This is a genomic window from Vibrio sp. 1751 (assembly GCF_033339895.1).
GTDB classification, from domain to species: Bacteria; Pseudomonadota; Gammaproteobacteria; order Enterobacterales; family Vibrionaceae; genus Vibrio; species Vibrio alginolyticus.
Genome location: NZ_JAWOVM010000007.1, coordinates 91,576 through 112,580 on the forward strand (window position 1 = coordinate 91,576; position 21,005 = coordinate 112,580).

19 protein-coding genes and 1 riboswitch are annotated in these 21,005 nt (G+C 42.9%); of the genes, 8 read left to right on the forward strand and 11 right to left on the reverse strand.

Features of this window, described 5'->3' with window-relative positions; all coding sequences use genetic code 11:
- Positions 1-21: 21 nt before the first annotated feature.
- The 4 genes from ectA to R7041_RS04720 form a co-directional block, all read right to left on the reverse strand.
- Positions 22-555 (reverse strand): diaminobutyrate acetyltransferase, encoded by a 534-nt coding sequence (gene ectA / locus R7041_RS04705; RefSeq protein ID WP_047100663.1) that lies wholly within the window; start codon positions 553-555, stop codon positions 22-24.
- Between the two features lie 314 nt (positions 556-869).
- A complete protein-coding gene (locus tag R7041_RS04710; RefSeq protein ID WP_005377772.1) occupies positions 870-2,528 on the reverse strand; it encodes a BCCT family transporter in 1,659 nt (552 codons plus the stop codon).
- A 192-nt stretch (positions 2,529-2,720) separates the two neighbouring features.
- Positions 2,721-3,467, reverse strand: coding sequence for a 3'-5' exonuclease (locus R7041_RS04715; protein ID WP_182016200.1), 747 nt, complete (start codon positions 3,465-3,467; stop codon positions 2,721-2,723).
- Complete coding sequence (locus R7041_RS04720; protein WP_005377775.1) at positions 3,467-5,347, reverse strand: DUF294 nucleotidyltransferase-like domain-containing protein; 1,881 nt, start codon at positions 5,345-5,347, stop codon at positions 3,467-3,469. Before R7041_RS04720 ends, R7041_RS04715 begins: the two co-directional genes overlap by 1 nt.
- Before the next feature lie 437 nt (positions 5,348-5,784).
- Here R7041_RS04720 and proV point away from each other — a divergent pair, with 437 nt between their 5' ends.
- The 6 genes from proV to R7041_RS04750 all read left to right on the forward strand — a co-directional run bounded on the left by proV (position 5,785) and on the right by R7041_RS04750 (position 12,202).
- Positions 5,785-6,972 (forward strand): glycine betaine/L-proline ABC transporter ATP-binding protein ProV, encoded by a 1,188-nt coding sequence (proV, locus tag R7041_RS04725; RefSeq protein WP_005377777.1) that lies wholly within the window; start codon positions 5,785-5,787, stop codon positions 6,970-6,972.
- 4 nt (positions 6,973-6,976) lie between these two features.
- The gene (proW, locus tag R7041_RS04730) at positions 6,977-8,062 is read left to right on the forward strand and encodes a glycine betaine/L-proline ABC transporter permease ProW (protein ID WP_005377778.1); all 1,086 of its coding nucleotides are present in this window, start codon (positions 6,977-6,979) and stop codon (positions 8,060-8,062) included.
- A complete protein-coding gene (gene proX, locus R7041_RS04735; RefSeq protein ID WP_054865582.1) occupies positions 8,055-9,062 on the forward strand; it encodes a glycine betaine/L-proline ABC transporter substrate-binding protein ProX in 1,008 nt (335 codons plus the stop codon). Before proW ends, proX begins: the two co-directional genes overlap by 8 nt.
- A 195-nt stretch (positions 9,063-9,257) precedes the next feature.
- Positions 9,258-11,207, forward strand: coding sequence for an LTA synthase family protein (locus R7041_RS04740; protein ID WP_258512259.1), 1,950 nt, complete (start codon positions 9,258-9,260; stop codon positions 11,205-11,207).
- Positions 11,208-11,353: 146 nt separating this feature from the next.
- Positions 11,354-11,719 (forward strand): VOC family protein, encoded by a 366-nt coding sequence (locus R7041_RS04745; RefSeq protein WP_258512260.1) that lies wholly within the window; start codon positions 11,354-11,356, stop codon positions 11,717-11,719.
- 99 nt (positions 11,720-11,818) lie between these two features.
- A complete protein-coding gene (locus R7041_RS04750) occupies positions 11,819-12,202 on the forward strand; it encodes a hypothetical protein (RefSeq protein WP_005377782.1) in 384 nt (127 codons plus the stop codon).
- Positions 12,203-12,291: 89 nt separating this feature from the next.
- On the opposite strand, the gene R7041_RS04755 is transcribed toward R7041_RS04750, so the two are convergent.
- Together R7041_RS04755 and R7041_RS04760 are read right to left on the reverse strand one after the other, a co-directional pair.
- Positions 12,292-13,026: a chromosome partitioning protein ParA gene (locus R7041_RS04755; RefSeq protein WP_258512261.1), complete on the reverse strand. Its 735-nt coding sequence runs from the start codon at positions 13,024-13,026 to the stop codon at positions 12,292-12,294.
- A 31-nt stretch (positions 13,027-13,057) separates the two neighbouring features.
- The gene (locus R7041_RS04760) at positions 13,058-13,216 is read right to left on the reverse strand and encodes a hypothetical protein (RefSeq protein WP_005377784.1); all 159 of its coding nucleotides are present in this window, start codon (positions 13,214-13,216) and stop codon (positions 13,058-13,060) included.
- Between the two features lie 527 nt (positions 13,217-13,743).
- Positions 13,744-13,843: riboswitch (glycine riboswitch) on the forward strand.
- A 123-nt stretch (positions 13,844-13,966) separates the two neighbouring features.
- Here R7041_RS04760 and R7041_RS04765 point away from each other — a divergent pair.
- Positions 13,967-15,343, forward strand: coding sequence for an alanine/glycine:cation symporter family protein (locus R7041_RS04765; RefSeq protein ID WP_005377785.1), 1,377 nt, complete (start codon positions 13,967-13,969; stop codon positions 15,341-15,343).
- A gap of 118 nt (positions 15,344-15,461) precedes the next feature.
- Here R7041_RS04765 and R7041_RS04770 read toward each other — a convergent pair whose 3' ends face one another.
- Both R7041_RS04770 and R7041_RS04775 read right to left on the reverse strand, forming a co-directional pair.
- Positions 15,462-16,028 (reverse strand): hypothetical protein, encoded by a 567-nt coding sequence (locus R7041_RS04770; protein WP_005385713.1) that lies wholly within the window; start codon positions 16,026-16,028, stop codon positions 15,462-15,464.
- A complete protein-coding gene (locus tag R7041_RS04775) occupies positions 16,028-16,663 on the reverse strand; it encodes a LysE family translocator (RefSeq protein WP_017820932.1) in 636 nt (211 codons plus the stop codon). The genes R7041_RS04770 and R7041_RS04775 overlap by 1 nt, the downstream gene beginning before the upstream one ends.
- Before the next feature lie 223 nt (positions 16,664-16,886).
- Between R7041_RS04775 and R7041_RS04780 the strand changes: the two genes are divergently transcribed.
- Positions 16,887-18,359 (forward strand): carboxypeptidase M32, encoded by a 1,473-nt coding sequence (locus R7041_RS04780; RefSeq protein WP_258512263.1) that lies wholly within the window; start codon positions 16,887-16,889, stop codon positions 18,357-18,359.
- A gap of 70 nt (positions 18,360-18,429) precedes the next feature.
- On the opposite strand, the gene R7041_RS04785 is transcribed toward R7041_RS04780, so the two are convergent.
- The 3 genes from R7041_RS04785 to R7041_RS04795 all read right to left on the reverse strand — a co-directional run bounded on the left by R7041_RS04785 (position 18,430) and on the right by R7041_RS04795 (position 20,641).
- Positions 18,430-19,380: an LpxL/LpxP family Kdo(2)-lipid IV(A) lauroyl/palmitoleoyl acyltransferase gene (locus tag R7041_RS04785; RefSeq protein ID WP_064369089.1), complete on the reverse strand. Its 951-nt coding sequence runs from the start codon at positions 19,378-19,380 to the stop codon at positions 18,430-18,432.
- A gap of 420 nt (positions 19,381-19,800) precedes the next feature.
- Positions 19,801-20,157 carry a DMT family transporter gene (locus R7041_RS04790; RefSeq protein WP_054574104.1) on the reverse strand — a complete coding sequence of 119 codons (357 nt, stop codon included), beginning with the start codon at positions 20,155-20,157 and terminating at the stop codon, positions 19,801-19,803.
- Positions 20,158-20,254: 97 nt separating this feature from the next.
- Positions 20,255-20,641 carry a DUF6559 family protein gene (locus tag R7041_RS04795; RefSeq protein ID WP_005377791.1) on the reverse strand — a complete coding sequence of 129 codons (387 nt, stop codon included), beginning with the start codon at positions 20,639-20,641 and terminating at the stop codon, positions 20,255-20,257.
- Positions 20,642-21,005 lie beyond the last annotated feature (364 nt).

A 21,005-nucleotide genomic window follows, 5' to 3' on the forward strand; every position in this document is an offset into this window, starting at 1 on the left:
TTAATTCCTATTGTTTGAGGATTATTTGAGAGGAATGCGATACAAATATTCTGTATCGTGTTTGCCTTTAAAGTGGGCTTCTTCATCCAAAAATGTGCTTACTTGGCCAGAATTGCCGTTAATCGCATCTAACTTTTTGAACAGTGCCCAAGAGGCTTTATTATCTTCCGTGATGGTAGTTTCTACCGATTTAACACCGCCTAATTCCTCTCGGGTGAGAAGTTCTTTCAACATGCGGAATGCTAAACCATGACCTCTAAAGCGAGGTGAGACTGCAACTTGCCAGACAAATAAAACGTCTTGCTCGTCTGGTTTCTGATAACCGGAAATGAAACCTGCGATTTCGCCTTTTTGCTCAACCAAAATACTGGTTTTGCTGAAATGCGTAGACTGTAGGAAATTGCAATAAGATGAGTTCATGTCCAATGGAGGACAGTCTGCAATCAAGCTGTAAATGTCGTCACCATCAGAGATTTTAGGCTCACGAAAAATCCATTTTTTACTTGAGTCTTCTCCAATCTCTGGATAAAGGACCCAAGGTGCTGATGTGATCATGTGAAAATACATATCCTTTGAGGTCTAATTAAATTTCCTTTTTATTATGGGCATCCCTCGCGACTAAAAATCAAATAATCCGCCTTTTTATCGGTATTTTTGTGATATGGATCACAAAAATAAACCTATTAACCAAAAGTTAAAATAGTTCGAGGTCTAATTTATTAAATAGTCACCTAAATGCACAGTACAAAAAACAACCAGAATAAGACCATTTTCCATGCTGTTCATTTCTCAGAGAAAAATAGAAATCCAAAAAAAAGCGGCATGCTTTCGCATACCGCTTTTATCAATAATTTAACTGCTGATACTAGTTATTTTGATTTCTTAGAAACCGCCTTTGGACGAGGTTCATCCATCAAACCTTTTATCAAAGATACCGTTGCAACAAGCAAAACAATAGTAAATGGTAAACCAGTCGTCACCGCCATTGCTTGAGCAGCAGCTAGACCACCACCCAACATCAATGCAATCGCAACCAAACCTTCAAACGTACACCAGAACACGCGTTGTGGCGTTGGTGCATCGACCTTACCGCCCGCAGCAATAGTATCAATAACCAGTGATCCTGAGTCAGAAGAGGTAATGAAGAACACCACGACTAAGATAATGCCGACAAAAGATGTTATCTCAGCCAATGGCATAACATCTAACATGGCAAAAAGTTTTAAAGGCAGTTCTGCGTTAAACACCGCCTCGTAGCCATCATTAACGTATTGGCTAATTGCGTTACCGCCAAAAGCCGTCATCCATAACACACAAACTGAAGATGGGATAAGAATAACGCAAATAATAAACTCACGAACTGAACGACCGCGAGACACACGTGCGATGAACATACCCACAAATGGTGACCAAGAAATCCACCACGCCCAGTAAAACGCCGTCCAGCCTTGAGAGTAATTCACATCCTCTCGTCCAAATGGCATAGATAAGGCAGGGATATTAGCCACATAGGAAACGATGTTCTCGAAGAAACCAGTTAAAATCGCAATCGTCGGGCCAACAACAATAACAAATAGCAATAGCAGCGCTGCAAGACCCATGTTGATTTCAGATAAGATTTTCACGCCCTTATCGAGTCCAGCCACAACAGAGATTAAAGCGAGCGCAGTAATACCAATAATCAATATAACCTGCGTGGTATTGGTCATTGGGACATCAAACAGGAAGTTCAAACCCGTTGCGGCTTGAGACGCACCGTAGCCTAGCGATGTTGCTAAACCAAAAACCGTCGCTACCACTGCAAGAATATCGATAATATGACCAGTCCAACCCCATACACGCTCACCAAACAAAGGGTAAAAAATTGAGCGCATAGTGAGTGGCAAACCTTTGTTAAATGAAAAGATAGCCAGTCCAAGAGCCAAGAGCGCGTATATTGACCACGGATGAAGTGCCCAGTGGTAAATCGTCGCAGCCATCCCTAATGCCGAAGCTGCAGTTGCATCGCCCTCTGCACCACCTAGCGGTGCCCAGTCAGTACGTACACCATTCTCAACGCTCACGCCACCAATCGCAGAACTAAAATGGGACATCGGTTCTGATACACCGAAGAATACGAGACCAATGCCCATACCTGCAGCAAATAGCATTGCCAACCATCCGGCATAGGAGTAATCCGGTGTTGCTTCAGTACCACCGATTCGCACACGGCCCAATGGTGTGAAGATCAATCCGACACAGACAATGACAAAAATATTACCTGAAGCGAGAAAAAACCAGTCTAAATTGTGTAACAAACCCGCTCGTAGGTCTGCAAAAAACGGCTCTACCTGTTCTCGGAATAATAGTGTTATCACAACAAACATGACGATTGCTAAGCCAGAAATTGCAAAAACACGGTTGTGAATATCAAGGCCAAATGGGCCTACCTTTAGCGCAACGTTATCCTGACCAATTTGATAGTCAGTATCTATTGCGTTTACTTTTCCATCGGGGCGTTGAATGCCACCGTTATTATCGGTGCTCACGGATAATCTCCTTAAAAATACGTGACCAAGTTTAAATTACTTTCGTCGGAGTTCGAGTAATGAAACGTCTTCATCACTACCAAGCACATGTTCATAAAACATTGTTCTTATAAGCGGTTACTCAATCCGCCATCATAATCTTAAAGCCCCCTATCTCTCATTGCATTTTATTGTTTTCACCATAAATAACGCCTATTGCCAAACCGAAGATATTGGCATGTTTCGATTAAAGTGATACTGCAGTTGTGCTTGAAACAGCTCCGCAGTTGCTAACGCATCCGTCAGGGCATGGTGAGGTTGATAAGCAGGGAGGCCATATCTTTCACGAGCGTGCCCTAATCGTACAGAACCGGGTTTCTTGCCTTTCAACTTATTGATAAAACCTCTGCATTCACGGCGTTGTATCGCATACTCAATATCTAACGTATCAACAACAGGAAACTGTATCCCCTCTCCGATGCTATTTAGCAAGGCATTATTAAAGAACTGCCTTTCAATGTTCTTGTAGTGAACAAGTACCACTTTGCCTGACAACGCATCCAATATTTCACCCAAGATCGGAGACAGCTGCGGCGCGTTTTTAACCTCAGAGTCAGTGATACCGTGAATAATGACAGACTCGTGGTTTAACTCTCTGTTTGGGTTAACGACCCAATGAGCAGAACCATTACATTGAACACGATCAATAGTGAACGGCACAAGTCCGATCGTGAGAATGACATCCTCTTCCGAGTTCAATCCTGTTGTCTCAAAGTCTACCGAGACAAATGGCACTTGTTCAATTGGTGTTTCCCCATTAACCATCGGTGTCGAATAGTAGCGTTTGAGCCTCTCGTCTTTCGCTTCTTTAGCTAGTTGTTTGAACAACATTGACCACTCTGGCGTCTGGGATGTATCCAACAACGGCTGTTCTTTTTCTACTTTTTTTGAGAACCACATTATTTGCTACTTCTCTGGTATCGAAACTTAATGAAGTTCTGAGCGTTACTTAGAATTTGAAATGCTGCTTTTAAGTTTCGACGTTCAAATTCAGACATGTTCTCCGGCTCAATATTGTTGTCTGGCTCTTCTCCATTTTCTATATCAAGGGCTTGGTGACGAATTCGAACCATGTAGATTAGCTCCATCGCATCCCTTAAATCCAAACCTCGACCTTTCGGTAAAATGCCAGCATCATTAATGTCATCTAAACGGTCGAAAGAGTTTTGCGATCGCGAACCGATTGCCAGAGAATGCACCCGTATTAAATCGGCCAACGGAGCCGTCCCCCTTCGCTTCAAGTTAATCGAGTTGCGATGACGACCATCTTTCTCCATCACAAAGTCTTTGAAAAAGCCCAGTGGAGGCGTCCTACGTATTGCGTTATACGCCATACAAGCAAGAAAGCGGTTATTTCTTTTCGCTCGTCTCACAATAAAGCTGCTTAATTGCTCCGCCCATTTCACTCGCCCATGCACACCGAGGAGATCAAAAAAGATATTACTATTTAACAATCTCTCAGGGGTTGGATTGTCTATCCAGTTTCCAAAGCATTCTTCCCATTCTGCACGAGTTTTTCGCCATTCTGGGTTGGTAGCCATAATGTCTCCAGTACAATAAGCATAGCCGCATGCCGCTAAACCATCACAAACAAATTTAGCAAACTTTTCAAAGTACTCTCCGTGAATCTCAACGTCATAACTGTTATCGAGAATAAGCGCGTTATCTTGATCCGTTACAATTAGCTGCTCATCCCTCGCCATTGAACCCATTGCGACTAAACAATAAGGAATGGGCGCTGGGCCGAACTCTTGCTCAGCTAATTCAGCGAGGCGTTGTTTGAAACTACTGCCTATAACCGACATGGCTCGACCAATCATGTGCGCGTTGGCATCTTCATTGACCATTCTTACGAAACAGTCTTTTACTTGTTCAGAAACCTGCTTGAGATCCTCGACACTGGTTTGCTGAAAAATAGAGCTCACTAGCAATAGGCTGTTCTGAGATTCATAACGAACGATGTCCGTCATGCCAATAATTCCTATCGGCTTTTTATCTTTTAAAATTGGTAAATGATGCACGTTGTAACGCAACATGGTTAACATGGCCTCAAACACATAGGCGTTATAATCCAATGAAACCACGTCATAACTCATGACCTCACTCACTGGAATATTGGTATCAATACCCTGAGCTAGTACGCGAATGCAAAGATCGCGATCAGTCAATATTCCAAGCAGCTGTTCGTCATCTTCTTCTGTGAGCTCCTCTGTCGGGCGAATAATGAGCAGAGAGGTGACATTTTCCTCTGCCATTAGTATCGCAGCTTCCTGAATTGAAGCCGTTGCCTCCAGAGTTACTGGATCTCTTGCTAAGATTTTACGTGCCTTAGCGGTGGTAAAGTCATTGCTTTCGGAGCGGCTAGATATTGCGCTTCGCAAACGCGCGCTATCTTCCAGTTCCATGTAGTCCGCAAAGTTTTCAAACTCATCACAAAGTTCATTGAAGATGTTTTCCGGAATACAGTAAACGAGAGTGTCTTCTATCGCTTTGGCTGGCATCCGTACGCGGTTGTTCATCAACAACCCCATCTGACCAAACAGTCCACCAGCATCAATCCTGTTATAGAGTTCACCTTTACGTCGATAAATCTCTACCGCCCCACTTCTCACCATATACAAGTCGCGGATCGTATCTCCGAAGTTAAGGATTTTTGTTCCTTGCCGAAAGTATGCAACCTCGGCATTGAGAGCAATTTTTCTAAGCTGCTCTTCAGGTAGGTCATCAAAAGGTGGGTACTGGCTAATGAAATTGAGCACTTCTAACTGTTCGGCTTCCATTTTTTATTCCATACGTTGCCTAAACTACAGCGATAAATATCACCCTGAGTGAAATCAAGCAATAAATAAATCTAAGGAGAACAGTACCTAACCGATTTCACAGGACCAAGCCTTAACCAAAAATTAGAGCTCTAACCTTTTATATGTAGAGTTCTAAGCTATCACAGCTTATATCTATGCAAGCGAGTTGAGTTGAAATGTATAAAAAAATTCAAAATAAATTCAACCCTACGTCAGGGCAACGTTATGGTGGATAAAAACACATCACAAGCAATTGTTTTAAATATAAAAAACAAGAATTGAACACACCTTGCTCAACGAATTCTCTATGCACGGCAGAACTAGTTAACCAACCCCCTTTCGTTGAAAGTTGAACTAAAATTAATTAGAGTACAAATCGTTAAACAGTTATAAACACACGAAAAAGGACAGATAACATGGATCCCATACTGGAAGTTAAGGGACTGTATAAAGTGTTTGGAGAAGACCCAGAGAGAGCCTTCTCGCTTATCGACAAAGGCGTCGATAAAGACGGTATTTTTGAACAGACAGGTTTAACAGTCGGCGTAAACGATGTATCTCTCACCATAAATGAAGGGGAAATTTTCGTAATCATGGGCCTTTCTGGCTCCGGGAAATCCACCCTTGTTCGACTTCTTAACCGGCTCATTGAGCCGACTAAAGGCAGTGTTTATCTCAAAGGAAGAGATATCGCCCACATCTCCGAAAATGAACTTCGAGAAGTTCGTCGTAATAATATCTCAATGGTGTTTCAAAGTTTCGCACTCATGCCACACATGACGGTGATTGAAAATGCTGCCTTTGGTTTAGAACTTGCCGGCATCGACGTTAATGAGCGTCAGAAAAGTGCCCTTTCCGCCTTAGAAAGAGTGGGTTTAGACCCTTATGCAGAATCTTTCCCTGACGAATTATCCGGTGGTATGAAACAGCGCGTTGGTTTAGCGAGAGCGTTAGCCTGTGATCCTGACATCCTATTAATGGACGAGGCATTTTCCGCTTTAGACCCATTGATCCGTTCTGAGATGCAAGATGAGCTTATTCGTCTACAGAACGATGACAAACGCACAATTGTCTTCATTTCTCATGATTTGGATGAAGCAATGCGCATTGGCGACCGTATCGCCATCATGCAAAACGGTGAGGTTGTTCAGGTTGGTACACCTGATGAAATATTACACAGTCCAGCAAATGATTATGTCGAAGCGTTTTTCCGCGGCGTAAACATCGCAAGTGTCTTGACAGCAAAAGATATCGCGCGCAAGAAGCCAGCGGCTGTTTTTAAGAAATCGGAAAATGACGGTCCAGGCTCTGCGATGCAGATTCTGATGGATCACGACCGTGATTACGGCATTGTCGTCGATAAATCTAGCCGATATTCCGGCATCGTATCTCTTGATTCACTACGTTTGGCTCATAAAGAAAACCGTTCGTTAGCCAGTGCTCAATTACCGGATGAAGTTACTCTTCAGCCTGATCAGTCAATTAATGACATTTTGGGTCTGGTTGCTGGTGTTCCTTATGCCGTGCCTGTCGTAGATGAGAAAGGAACTTACTTTGGTGTCGTGACTAAATCACGTCTTCTACAAACACTAGATAAGGATTAACACGATGTCTTCAGAGCAAACTAACAATGATCCCTGGTCAAATACTGCTCCTGCGCAAGATGATCCTTGGTCGCAAGGTACAGAGGCCGCGCCAAGTAATGATTGGCTCAACTCAGAAACTGTAGAGCAAGCACCATTCGATATTATGAACCCATTCCAAGATGCGGTTTTACCCCTCGATAGCTGGGTAGAGTCCGGTTTGAACTGGCTGGTGGAACATGGTCGACCTGTTTTCCAAGCAATACGAGTTCCAATCGACTTTATTCTAACGTCGTTTGAAACTGCTTTGGTGTCTACACCTGCGCCTATAATGGTACTCATTTTATTTTTGCTAGCGTGGCAGTTTTCCAATGTAAAACTTGGTTTTTCTACTCTTGTATCCCTTGTTTTCATCGGCCTAATTGGTGCGTGGTCACAAGCGATGACAACGCTAGCACTGGTGTTAACCGCCGTTTTCTTCTGTTTGCTTATAGGGCTACCAATGGGGATATGGTTGGCAAGGAGCCAAACCGCTGCCAAATTTGTTAGGCCAATATTAGATGCAATGCAAACGACTCCCGCGTTCGTTTACCTTGTGCCAATTGTTATGTTGTTTGGTATTGGTAACGTTCCTGGCGTAGTAGTAACAATCATTTTCGCCCTGCCTCCCGTTGTGCGCCTGACTATTTTGGGTATTCAGCAAGTACCTGAAGAGCTTATCGAAGCTGGCCACTCTTTCGGGGCAAACAAAAAACAGATGCTTTATCGCATCCAGTTACCGTTGGCGTTACCAACTATCATGGCAGGTGTAAACCAAACCTTAATGCTGTCACTTTCTATGGTAGTGATTGCTTCAATGATTGCTGTTGGCGGCTTAGGCCAAATGGTGCTTCGTGGTATTGGCCGACTTGATATGGGTCTTGCTGCCGTTGGTGGCTTAGGCATCGTTATTCTTGCGATTTTGTTAGACCGTATCACCCAGGTGTTAGGGGTTAATGCGGGCAACACTAAACTTCGCTGGTATCACACAGGTCCTGTTTCATACCTATTAAAACTGAAAACAAAGACGAACCAAGACGATCTAAAACTTAGGAGAAACATCAATGAATAATTCATGGAAGAAAGCGCTCTCTGTTGGAGCTCTAAGTACTATCGCATTTTCAACTTATGGTGTGGCAAGTGAACTACCGGGTGAAGGTGTCACTGTTCAGCCTGTTCAATCAACCGTTGCAGAAGAAACATTTCAAACGTTGATCGTAAACCGCGCACTTGAAGAGCTTGGTTACGATGTTAAACCGACCAAAGAAGTGGACTACAACGTAGGCTACACCTCTATTGCTAAAGGTGATGCTACTTTCTTAGCGGTTGGTTGGTTCCCTCTTCACGCCGATAAGTACACGATGTCTGGCGGTGATGATAAGTTCTTCCGTAAAGGCCAATACGTAAGTGGTGCTGCGCAAGGTTATTTGATCGATAAGAAAACCGCGGAAAAATATAACATCACGAACATTGGTCAGTTAAAAGATCCAAAATTGGCGAAGCTATTCGATGCAAACGGCGATGGCAAAGCGGACTTAACTGGCTGCAACCCAGGTTGGGGTTGTGAAATGGTTGTTGAACATCAGTTGGATGCTTTCAAACTTCGTGACACAGTAACACACAACCAAGGTAACTACGCGGCGATTATCGCTGATACAATCTCACGTTACAAAAAAGGCGATCCGATTCTTTACTACACTTGGACACCGTACTGGGTAAGTGGCGTTTTAGTTCCAGGGAAAGATGTTGTGTGGTTAGAAGTGCCATTCTCTTCACTTCCTGGTGAGCGTAAGGACATTGATACGACACTAGAGAACGGTAAGAACTACGGCTTCGAGATGAACTCTATGCGCATCGTTGCCAATAAAGAGTTTACGGAAAAAAACCCTGCTGCTGCGAAGCTATTTGAAATCATCAAACTAAATATCAATGATGTTAGTGCGCAGAATATGATGATGAGCCAAGGTAAGAACAGCTCAGCGGACATCGAGTCTCATGTAAATGGCTGGATCAAAGCGAACCAGAAAAAGTTCGACGCATGGGTCGAAGAAGCGAAGAAAGCCGCAATGTAATCATGCCTTTATCAACCTCTAGAGCCAGTTGGTGTTATCAACTGGCTCTTTTTTTTACACAAACGCCCCTCCCCCTTACATAGACATACCAACACTTACACTACTCGACCATAAACCCACATTATAATTCACGTTTATTTCACGCTTGCTTTGCTAAAAACAACACAACATAACAATTAAACTATTCGAATAAATATGAAAAAATTATCAAAGAGCTCTGTGTGGGGGCCTTTGCAGCCAATTGCTGCCTTTTCTTTGTTTTCGCTTCTATTTCTGTCTATCTCAAGAGTTTTGCTAGCCTTTTGGCAGATTGACCGTATTGACTCTCTAAACGACTTAATTTACATCCTAGGTCAAGGTTTGCGCGTAGATATTGCAACGCTTTGCTGGTTATTTATTCTTCCAGCACTGCTTTCAACCTTCATGCCATTAACCGGTAAGATGGGAGAGTGTTGGAAGCGAATATTACGCATATGGATGGTTTTAGGGCTTTGGGTGCTTGTATACATGGAGCTAGCAACAGCGCCATTCATTCAGGAATACGACCTACGTCCAAACCGCCTGTTTGTGGAATATTTAATCTACCCAAAAGAAGTCTTGAGTATGCTCTGGACTGGCTACAAATTAGAACTGTTTATTGGTGCGTTAGGTACAGTTTTAACCATCACTTTAGGTTGGAAGTGGAGTAAGAAACTGACCGATAAGGCGCAGCAGGTCAACTGGAAATGGCGACCACTATTGGCACTTTTCGTTGTTCTTTTTGGGGTTGCAGGTGCTCGCTCATCTTTAGGGCACCGCCCGCTAAATCCTGCTATGGTCGCCTTTTCTAACGATCCACTGCTTAACGACTTAGCACTGAACTCATCTTACTCATTGTTGTTTGCGGTTAATAGCATGAAGTCAGAAAAGAGCGCGGAGCAGTTCTACGGAAAAATGGACACTCAAAAGATGTTGGAATTAGTTCGCACTTCATCAACAAAGTCCGACTTCACCCCTTCATTACTCCCAACCATGAACAGTAACCCCGCGACTTACCAGGGTAAACATAGAAACTTAGTGATTTTGCTACAAGAAAGCTTAGGCGCCCAATTTGTCGGTGCTTTGGGCGGTTTGCCTCTAACACCAAACCTTGATGAACTCATGAAGGAAGGTTGGCAGTTCACACAAATGTACGCCACTGGTACTCGTTCTGTTCGTGGAATTGAAGCCGTAACCACGGGCTTTCCTCCATCTCCCTCTCGCGCTGTAGTGAAGCTGAGTAAAAGCCAAACGGGTTTCTTTACTATCGCGGACTTACTGAAAGCTCAAGGCTATCACACGCAATTTATTTACGGCGGTGAAGCCAACTTTGACAACATGAAAACTTTCTTCTTTGGTAACGGTTTTGATCAAATAGTAGAAGAAGACGATTATAACAACCCAAGCTTTGTTGGCTCTTGGGGTGTTAGTGATGAAGATCTATATAACAAAGCAAACGAAGAGTTTGAACGCCTTTCAAAAAGCGACAAACCTTTTTTTAGCTTAGTTTTTACGTCAAGTAATCATAGCCCTTATGAGTATCCAAAAGGCAAAATTGAGCCATACGATTCAGAATATATGACGCGTAACAACGCCGTTAAATATTCCGATTACGCTTTGGGCACTTTCTTTGAAAAGGCGAAAAAGTCATCTTATTGGGATGATACCATTTTCATTGTAATTGCAGATCATGATGCACGTGTTTCTGGCGCTAACCTTGTTCCAGTTAAGCACTTTCACATTCCAGCATTGATCCTTGGTAAAGGCATTCAACCACGTAAAGATGACCGCATAGCAAACAACATCGACATGCCGCCTACACTGTTATCTCTAATTGGGGTAGATGCTAAAACACCGATGATTGGTCGTGATTTAACGAAGCCACTAGCTCGCGAAGATGAGCGCGCAATGATGCAATACGACAAAAACTTTGGTTATTTAACGCGCGACAATCTCGTTGTGCTTTCACCTGGTGAAAAGGTATCGACCCTGGCGTACGACTTTAACGGCCAAACCATGGAGCCGCTAGAGGTGGACGAGTCTATTGTCGAGCGTGCAAAAGCAAACGCATTATTTGCATCTAAAGCTTATCAAAACAACTGGTATTCTTCCAAACACACTCATTAATACCAATGATTCCGCTGATAAAAAGGAGCTAAACGGCTCCTTTTTCTTATTCTTTCACTTACCTTCGAGAATGTGCTACTGACAACTCCTGTCGTTCCTTTCCGTTAGATTGCCCCTACTACTTCTAATTGATTAAGGAACAAACCATGATGACTATCAATTCATTCGTTCTCTACGTTGAGGACATCCACATAAGCCAAGTTTTTTATTCGAAACTGTTCGAACGCAAAGTCACGCAGTTGTCTCCAACCTTTGCCGCTATTCCACTGACCGAAGGCTTAACGTTGACACTCAAGCAAAGAGATAATCTTTCACCCTACAGCGGAATTAGAGGTGGTGGCACCGAGTTGTCTTTATCGGTGCCCAATAGTCATATGTTAGAGCGCATTTACAAGCGCTGGAAAGACCTAGGTGTTGAGTTTGTTCAACCACCAGCGACATCAGTGTATGGGTTAAATTTTATGGCTATCGATCCAGATAAGCATCGCATTCGTGTTTTCATAAATGAATAAAAATGCGTTAAAAATGCTTTTTACCCATTCCCAATGTGACTTCAATAAATTAGACTCAAGGAAACATCAAAAGCGGCGTAGTAATAAGAAGGAATGCCCATGAGCTCAAGTATGATCCTTAGCGAATCCCTAATCGAGAGCGGAAGAGATATCCCCCTCAAAGAACTGCTTTATGCAAAGCGCGTGCTGGATAACTACATGGCAGTAGCCAAAGAAAGTAGCCCGCTTGAGCTATTAACTGAGATGAAATCGGCAGCAAAGCAAGTAGAATACTTTACAACGACGAGTAACCCGTGTGAGGCTCGTAATGTCATCAGTCAGATGATTGATAAAATCGACACCGCGGAATCTTTTGCTTCGTTCAAAGCATTAGCAGGTAAGCCATCTCAAGCACTCAATGAACTAATTGAAGATCGAGCTCAGCTGATTAAACACGAACGAGAGCTCCTGCTCGCCTCAGGCTATGACGCCTCACGAATCTAATATACGCGACAGGCTAAAAGTCATAGCTAACAACGAAAAAGGAGCTCTTAAAGAGCTCCTTTTGCTTTTCAAAACCGGATACAAAAGACTTAAAGGCCGATATCTTCCGTTATTGCTTTGATTTGTTTGAGGTCCATTTTATAGACTTCAATCATTTGATCGACCTGACTTAGTCGTGAATTAGCTTCATCATGTTTATCACACGCGTCCGACTTCACGTCCCAAGATTTGCCTTCTAAAAATACGTCACACTCTTTCTTGAGTTTCTCAATCTTAGGTAATAATTTCGACCGTTCTTTCTCGAGAGACTCTAATTCTTGCGAAATTTTTAGCTCTTTCTGGAATACTTCGCGGGACCGCTCAAACATAGTCGCTTGCATATCCGCTTGACGACTCAACTTCTCATTTTCTGACTTCGTCGTGTTGATCTTATCTGCCTGCTGCTTCAATTGAGACTCTAGTGACAAGTTGACCTTCTCGACCTCAGTCAATTGCTTTTGCAACTTCTTAAGTGCTTTCTGATGAGCTTCATCTTTCGCGGCGAGTAACTCACTAACTTGGTTTTGTATTTCTTGGTCGATCGCCTCTTCACGCACTTTTACTTGAGATGCCAACTGGGTTTTATCTTGCGTTAGTGCTTGACACTTTTCTTCTAATACGTGGTAAGTCGATTCCCACTTGTTCGCAGTGACAACCGATCCAACAAGGCCACCAAATGCCAAGCCTAACACCGCAGCGATTGCGATATAGATATGCGTACGTTTGTCACGCTCTTCAATGACAACTACGTCGTCTTGCTCTTCCATTTTGTTCTGAGAACTCACCGTATACTACTCCAAGGACTCTTTTACTTTGCTAGCGGATCAATTCCGCAAACATAATTGATGCTGTATAAATCAGAAATGCGCCAATTAATGTTATAACGGTCGCTTTTTGGACTTTTTCATTGGTTCGATAACGAAACAGCACAAATGCTACTGCAATCAACACCGCAATGGCTAATAATCTGGTCATACCGCCTCCTTGTCCACTCATGAAAAACTGCCTAGGTCCGTAGACTGTTTCACAAAGGTTCATTGTAACCCATTTATACGTACCATAAGGTCAACTTAGCGTAGATTTTAAAATAAATGCTCCGATTTTAATCAATTTTGTGTCCTTAATTGAATAACTTATGTCGTAACAATCGAAACACATTTATCGTTCTGAAGTGTTTTTGGGTTCCATTCCCTAACCCAATAAATTTTATTTATGCCGTGACTCGCACAAAAAGATTGGCAAACATACCTTCATGAAAATAGATGAGGTTATTTCATTGAAAATAAATTGACATAGGGTGTTGAAATGGACCAAAAACATGATAGAGTTCACACGTTAATGATGACCAGCATCATTAACTAACCTTTACTCATTTAATTGAGTAATTGTTCCGATGAAGACTGCAGGAGAGTGGTTATTAATCAAATTTTAACATTTGATTAGCATAACTCGCCGAAGAATTAACTATTTCAGGTGCTACCTAGGTAGCGGAGACTGTAGTTGGAGGAACCTCTGGAGAGAACCGTTAAATCGGTCGCCGAAGGAGCAAGTCTTGCACTCACGCAAGGTGAAACTCTCAGGCAAAAGGACAGAGGAGTGGAAAGTTACAACCTAACTATTTTGGCTTGGCCTTCCCGCCTACAACCAATAGCTTAGTTCTTTTAGAGATCGTTGATCTCGTCCTTTCCCTCTTCTCCTTATTAGTTGTTTTATTAAGGGGAAATCATGAACAACCTACAATCTTTACTACAAACCATCGATAATTTTGTCTGGGGTCCACCGCTGCTTATTTTGCTAGTAGGTACAGGTGTTTACTTCACTTTTAGCCTTGGCTTGATCCAGTTTAAACACCTCCCAACAGCGCTAGCGATGGTATTCAGTAAAGATAAGTCATCTAATACTCAAGGTGACGTTTCTAGCTTTGCAGCTCTTTGTACTGCACTCTCAGCAACAATTGGTACTGGTAACATTGTTGGTGTTGCCACAGCAATCAAACTCGGTGGACCAGGCGCTCTATTCTGGATGTGGCTCGCTGCCCTTTTCGGAATGGCGACTAAATACGCCGAATGTTTGTTGGCGGTTAAGTACCGAAGAGTCGATGATAAAGGCCAAATGATTGGTGGCCCAATGTATTACTTGCAATACGGTGTTGGCTCAAAAGCTCTCGCGATCATGTTTGCAGTCTTTGCTTTGGGTGTTGCTTGTTTTGGTATCGGTACGTTTCCACAAGTAAACGCGATTCTGGATGCAAGTGAGATATCTCTTGGTGTTAACCGTGAGCTATCTGCCTTTGTACTAACTCTTTTGGTTGCTTTCGTAACTTTGGGTGGCATCAAATCCATTGCTAACGTTGCAGGAAAAGTGGTTCCTACCATGGCTGTATTTTATGTGTTGGCGTGTTTAAGCGTGATCATCATGAATGCAGACCAATTGTTCAATGCCGTTGAATTAGTGCTGGTTTCAGCCTTTACATCAACAGCAGCGACTGGTGGTTTTTTAGGTGCAAGCATCATGCTGGCAATCCAATCAGGTATCGCTCGCGGTGTGTTCTCAAATGAATCAGGTTTGGGTAGCGCGCCTATGGCAGCAGCAGCAGCAAAGACAGACTCTTGTGTTAAACAAGGCCTAATTTCAATGACGGGTACCTTTTTCGATACCATCATTATTTGTACCATGACAGGCCTTGCTCTAATCCTGACCGGTGCATGGCAAAGTGACCTAGCAGGCGCCGCGATGACGACTCATGCTTTTGCGGTGGGTTTAAATGCAGATACATTTGGCCCTATGCTCGTCTCAATCGGTTTGATGTTCTTCGCTTTTACCACCATTCTTGGTTGGAACTACTACGGTGAGCGTTGCGTTGTGTTCCTGTTCGGAACTAAAGCTGTGCTTCCATACAAACTGATTTTCGTCGGCTTGGTGGCATCTGGTGCATTCCTTCACCTCGATATGATTTGGCTACTGGCTGATATCGTAAACGGTCTGATGGCAATTCCTAACCTAATTGGTTTGATCGCACTGCGTCACGTCGTACTGGCAGAAACCAAACTGTTCTTTAGCTCAACATCGCAATCAGGTGAAGTTGAAGCAGTGAAAGCTTAGTTAAACGGCAGGTTTGCGGTCACAAACTACCAGTCACAGAGAGCAAAACACATTAGAAATGGTAAAAACACATAGCCCGCTATTATTTAGCGGGCTTTATTTATCTTCGGTTAAATGGTTAATCTCTCAACCATTGATGCTCAACGTTTTCTCCACGTTCTTCAAAAAACTTCGCATTTTTTTGCTTGAATTGATCCGCTTTCAACTCTGATAGCGGCCAGTCTAAAAATGCTTCTGTTACAAACGAGTCGCCGACACCAACCTCAATCGATTCCAGATGTTTCCCGATGTAGCGATAAAAGTAGCCTTGCCCAAACGCATCGCACACCATAGGTACATGCCTAACACGTTGATGATTGACAGAGACCGAAGCCCAAGTTGTCGTTTTAGGTTCACAGGTTTGCTCTTTTACAACGTCAACCTCAAATTTATTGTCCATAGTTGTCGAAACAAAAACGACAATAGCGTCATGCAAATACACACGCCTGAGCAATAACTGTTTAGTGTCTTGAGTTCGCGTTTGTTGTATTCCATTAGCAAAAGGCTCGAAGTAGCCCCAGTGCCAAGACCAGATCATGCCGCGTTGCGCAAACTGTACTTGTGGCCACGTATGCCAAGCAACAGCGGCACCTATCCCCACAATAAATACAGCGAGTAGTATCAACAATCGATAAATATTACGCATTAAACGGGTTTTTCAATTAATAACTTCACACCAAGTGCGACTAATACTGCGCCCGTCGCGCCTTCCATCCACTTCATAAAGCTTGCATTCTTTAGTAGATTTTTAGCCGAGTTAAGCGCGCCAGCTAAACCACACTGCCAAACCATCGCAATAGCAAAGTGTACAGATGCCATCATCATTGATTGAAGCAAGGGTGAACCTTCTGGATTCACAAACTGTGGCAAGAAAGCCAAATAGAAGACCGCCGTTTTCGGGTTCAAGACGTTAGAAAGAAAGCCCTCTCTAAAAGAGCGCTTACCATTAAACACTTCGTGAATCTGCTCGGTCACGGTCAATCCATCTTTCGACGACATTAGCGCTTTTAAACTGCTCAAACCAAGCCAGATAAGATAAGCCGCACCAATCATTTTTACGATTTGGAACAACTCTGCTGATTGCGCAAGAATCGCCGAGATACCAACCGCAGAAAAAAAAGCATGTACGAATAAGCCAAAGCAAATCCCTAGACTGGTTGTACATCCATCTTTTAGGCCCGATCGGCTAGTGTTACGGATAACAAGTGCAGTATCTAAACCTGGCGTTAACGTTAAAATCGTAATGGCAATAATAAATGCCTCGAAATTCAAAATATCCATATTATCGTGATAATTAATTGTCAATCCTTCATCAATACCGCCAATCCACAAGATTCGCAAGCTTCTTTTTTAAGAGAGCTATACAACTGGGTGAGTTTATGGACAATGGGTTGGAGTTAATTGTTAATTATTAGTAAATTAACGCAGGTTGCTTAGTGCAACACCATATGAAGGACCCGTTATCGGGTGTTTAGGGAAAGAACAAAAGAATAAGAGTAGTCACATGAACGCATTTACAAAACTCGTTGAACATTCCAAAAAAGTGGCAAATTTTGAGCATCTATCAGCCATCATAGATTGGGATCAAGCGGCGGTCATGCCACCTGGTGGCGCTGAAGCACGCTCGAATGCCACGGCAGAGCTCGATGTACATATCCATTCTTTAATGACTCAACCGCACTTGGGAGAGCTTTTCGCTCAGGCAGAAGAAGAGACGCTGTCTACAAAAGAAAAATCTATCCTAAGAGAAATGAAGCGTGGGTGGCAGCAAGCTAACTTACTACCAGAATCATTAGTTCAAGCTCAATCTCTTGCTGGCTCCAAATGTGAACATGCATGGCGTACGCAACGTGGAGAAAATGACTGGGCTGGTTTTGAAAAGAACTGGGCTGAAGTCGTAAAGCTATCGCAGGAAGAAGCGCAAATTAGAGCCGAAGCAAATGGCACGACTCCTTATGATGCCATGCTCGATGTTTATGAACCTGGCACAACGTCTGCGTCGTTAGACATTCTTTTTGCTGACGTGAAAACCTGGCTTCCTACTTTGATCGATGAAGCGCTTGAAAAACAACAATCAGACAACATCTTATTGCCAACTGCACACTACCCTGCGGAAAAGCAAAAAGCGCTCGGTTTGGAAGTCATGAAGCTACTTCAATTCGATTTTGAACACGGTCGACTTGATGAGAGTACCCACCCATTTTGTGGCGGTGTACCGGCAGATGTGCGTATTACGACACGTTATAATGAAAACGAGTTTGTCCAATCATTGATGGGGATTGTCCACGAAACTGGCCATGCTCGATACGAGCAAGGGCTACCAAAAGATTTATCAGGAACACCCGCGGGAGAAGCTCGCTCTATGGGTATTCATGAATCACAATCACTCTTCTTTGAAATGCAAATAGGACGAAGCAGCGCGTTTATCGATCACCTCGCTCGACTGGCTTCTAACCATTTTTCTGGTAGTGAATTCGAAAAAGCCAATTTAGCCAAAATTTACACTCGCGTAGAAAAAGGCTTTATTCGCGTAGATGCTGACGAACTAACATATCCTGCTCACGTTATTCTTCGATATGAAATTGAGCGAGATCTCATGAACGGCGTCATCAAACATACAGATGTACCAGAACTCTGGAACGAAAAGATGAAAGCGTACTTGGGGCTATCAACCGAAGGAAACTTCAAAAATGGCTGTATGCAAGATATCCATTGGACAGACGGAAGTTTTGGCTATTTCCCGTCCTACACGCTCGGTGCGATGTACGCTGCACAATTTATGGCAGCAATGAAACAAACCGTCGATGTAGATGCGGTTATTCGTTCTGGCGACTTAGCTCCGATATTCAATTGGCTCTCGGAAAACATCTGGAGTAAAGGTAGCTTATTCACCACTGATGAGTTGGTAAAACAAGCCACGGGTGAAACACTGAATGCTAAACACTTTCAAGCTCACCTAAAAGATCGCTACTTATAAAGCGAAAAGAATAGAAAGTAAAAGCCCAAAGTTCGTATGTTCCTTGGGCTTTTTGTAGGCTCTCTATGTGTTATGCCAAGCTAGGGATGAGCCTAGGCTTGTACAAACAGTCCTCACCCTCTGGTCTAGTTTTAAACCGACGATGAAGCCACATATACTGGCTCGGACTTGCCATGATTGATGTTTCAACTATTTGATTCACGAATGCGGCGGCACGTTGATGATCCTCTTTCGGGAAACCTTCGACGGGCGCACTAATGGTTAGGGTATAGTGTCCGTCTTTTCCTCTTACCATCGTAAAAGGCACAATGGCGCAATCTGTAGAATCAACCAACAAACTTGTACCTGTCGTAGTACAAGCATTTTTAACGGCAAATAACGGTGCAAATGTCGAGCGTCGGTTACCATAATCATGGTCCGGTGCATACCAAACCCGCTCACCCGTTTTAAGTGCTTCAAGCATGGCTTTGACGTTTTTACGATCAATCAGTGTACGATTAGAGCGAGAGCGTCCCTTATACTGAAAATAATCAAAGCACGGATTATTGTTTGGGCGATAAACACCGGTTCCAGACTTTTTAATGCCAAAAGCTCGAGCACCTAACTCTAGATTCATTGAGTGTACGGCCAACATTAATGCACCTTTGCCTGACTTCTCTAAAGCCTCTAGATGCTCCATGCCTTTTATCGTGACGTGTTTGTTTACCCGTTTATCTGACCAAAACCATGCCATTGCAGTCTCAAAAAGTGCGATGCCAGTATTGTCGATGTTGTCTTTTAGAATTGCTTCGCGTTGGCATTCTTCCATATGAGGGAAGCAAAGCTCAAGATTGCGTCTGATCGTAACTTGACGTTTTCTCATGAGTCGCATAGCTAAACGACCAATGTTGCGTCCCAAAGCTAGTTGAACTTTAAAAGGAAGGAGGCTAAGTAAGTACATCACGCTAATGATAATTAACGTTCCCCAGTAACGAGGCAAAAGAAATTCGGCCTTGAATGCAGGCTTTTTGTATTTGTTCATGTAAGTATTGTCAGATGTGCCCATCTATAAGTGATAAAAACAATGATAATGGACTGCACTTTTATCATTGATAACGCCAATAACATAAATTAAAGCGCGCGGATTCTATGGTTCTTCGACACACTACACAATAAGAACTTTGCAGAAATATGTAGGGAATGAAAAAGCAGTAAAGATGAGTCGCCACGTTAACATCTATCGGAGTGATTTATCTACTGCCCTTTCCTAAAGTTTGAAGAAACATAACTTTGTATTTTCAATGCGCTAAATAATGCCTGTTTTTCAATCACATAATGCGACCGTGATGAATGCAACAATAAGACATCATATCAATACTCGCCATTAGCGATTGAATTTGCACTAAAAAGCCGCAGCAATTTCTCGCTGCGGCTTCTTATTCACTAAACAAGTAGAGTGGCGTTATTCATGCCCTACTGTTTTGGATAATAAATTTACGATCAACACACCAGCGATGATAAACCCAATACCAACTAGGGCTGGTAAGTCTAGACGCTGTCCGTAAACAAAGTAACCAACCGTCGCAACCAAAACGATCCCAGCACCACTCCATATGGCATAAACAACCCCGACAGGCATTGTTTGCACTGTGACGGAAAGCAAGAAGAAAGCGATGCCGTAACCAATCAAAACGACTGTGCTCGGCATTACTTTCGTAAATTGCTCTGTTTTGGGAATATAAGAAGTGGCAATCACTTCACATACAATCGCTATCGACAGCGCCAACGTTGGTGGCATAGAGACAAGCATTTTGAACATAAGGCATTAACGCTCAACAGAAATGTAACCGACAACATGTCCGGATAATTAGGCCGCGCATTATACTCATCTCACGATGGAATACCACTAACGATGTTTACACACCATCACTTTCGCTTACTTTTTGATGACCAGGTGAAAGGCTGACGTTTTGGTGCTGACGAGAAATTTCAAAGTAGATATGCATATCAATCGGCTCAGGTGTATTGAGTAGCATCTTACCTACTTCACGTTGGAAATGACCATAATTACCTAGCTCATCCGTTAGTTCTAGGAGCTCGTAAGAGGCTTCATCGGCAAACATTCCATACGCATACTGATAATGACTGATATCCTTGCTCTTATCATAACCCAGCTTTTGAAGAGCTTGATCAATCTCTTCCGGCGTATAAATGTCTTTATCACCAAACGAATGCAGTAGCACGCAAGGAACTTCTTGAGCTATGCTCTGAATCTTTGTCTTTCTCTTGAAAATACCGAACATAATGTCCTCCACTGACGATGTTTCCAAATATGCACATTAATGCAAAATGGTGAGCTGATTGTTTTTAGTATGGCTCATTAATTTGAGACTTCCTTACTACGAAGTCACCTTCACATATTAACGTGATCGCATAATTACCAGCAAATAGTACACACTGCGTTTCAAACCTATCTCATCAGAAACTCTGCTTTAGTCACAATTGTGTGACAACCCCGAGTACGGTTTACCATAATGTAAAGAGTAGATTGAAAAGTCGGATTTCGTATCGACATCTAAACTTAATTAAGTTAGCTTTAGAAGTATAGACGTCTAGATTGACTATACTTAGGGAGAGAAAGTCGTGCCAATTAGAATTCCAGATCAA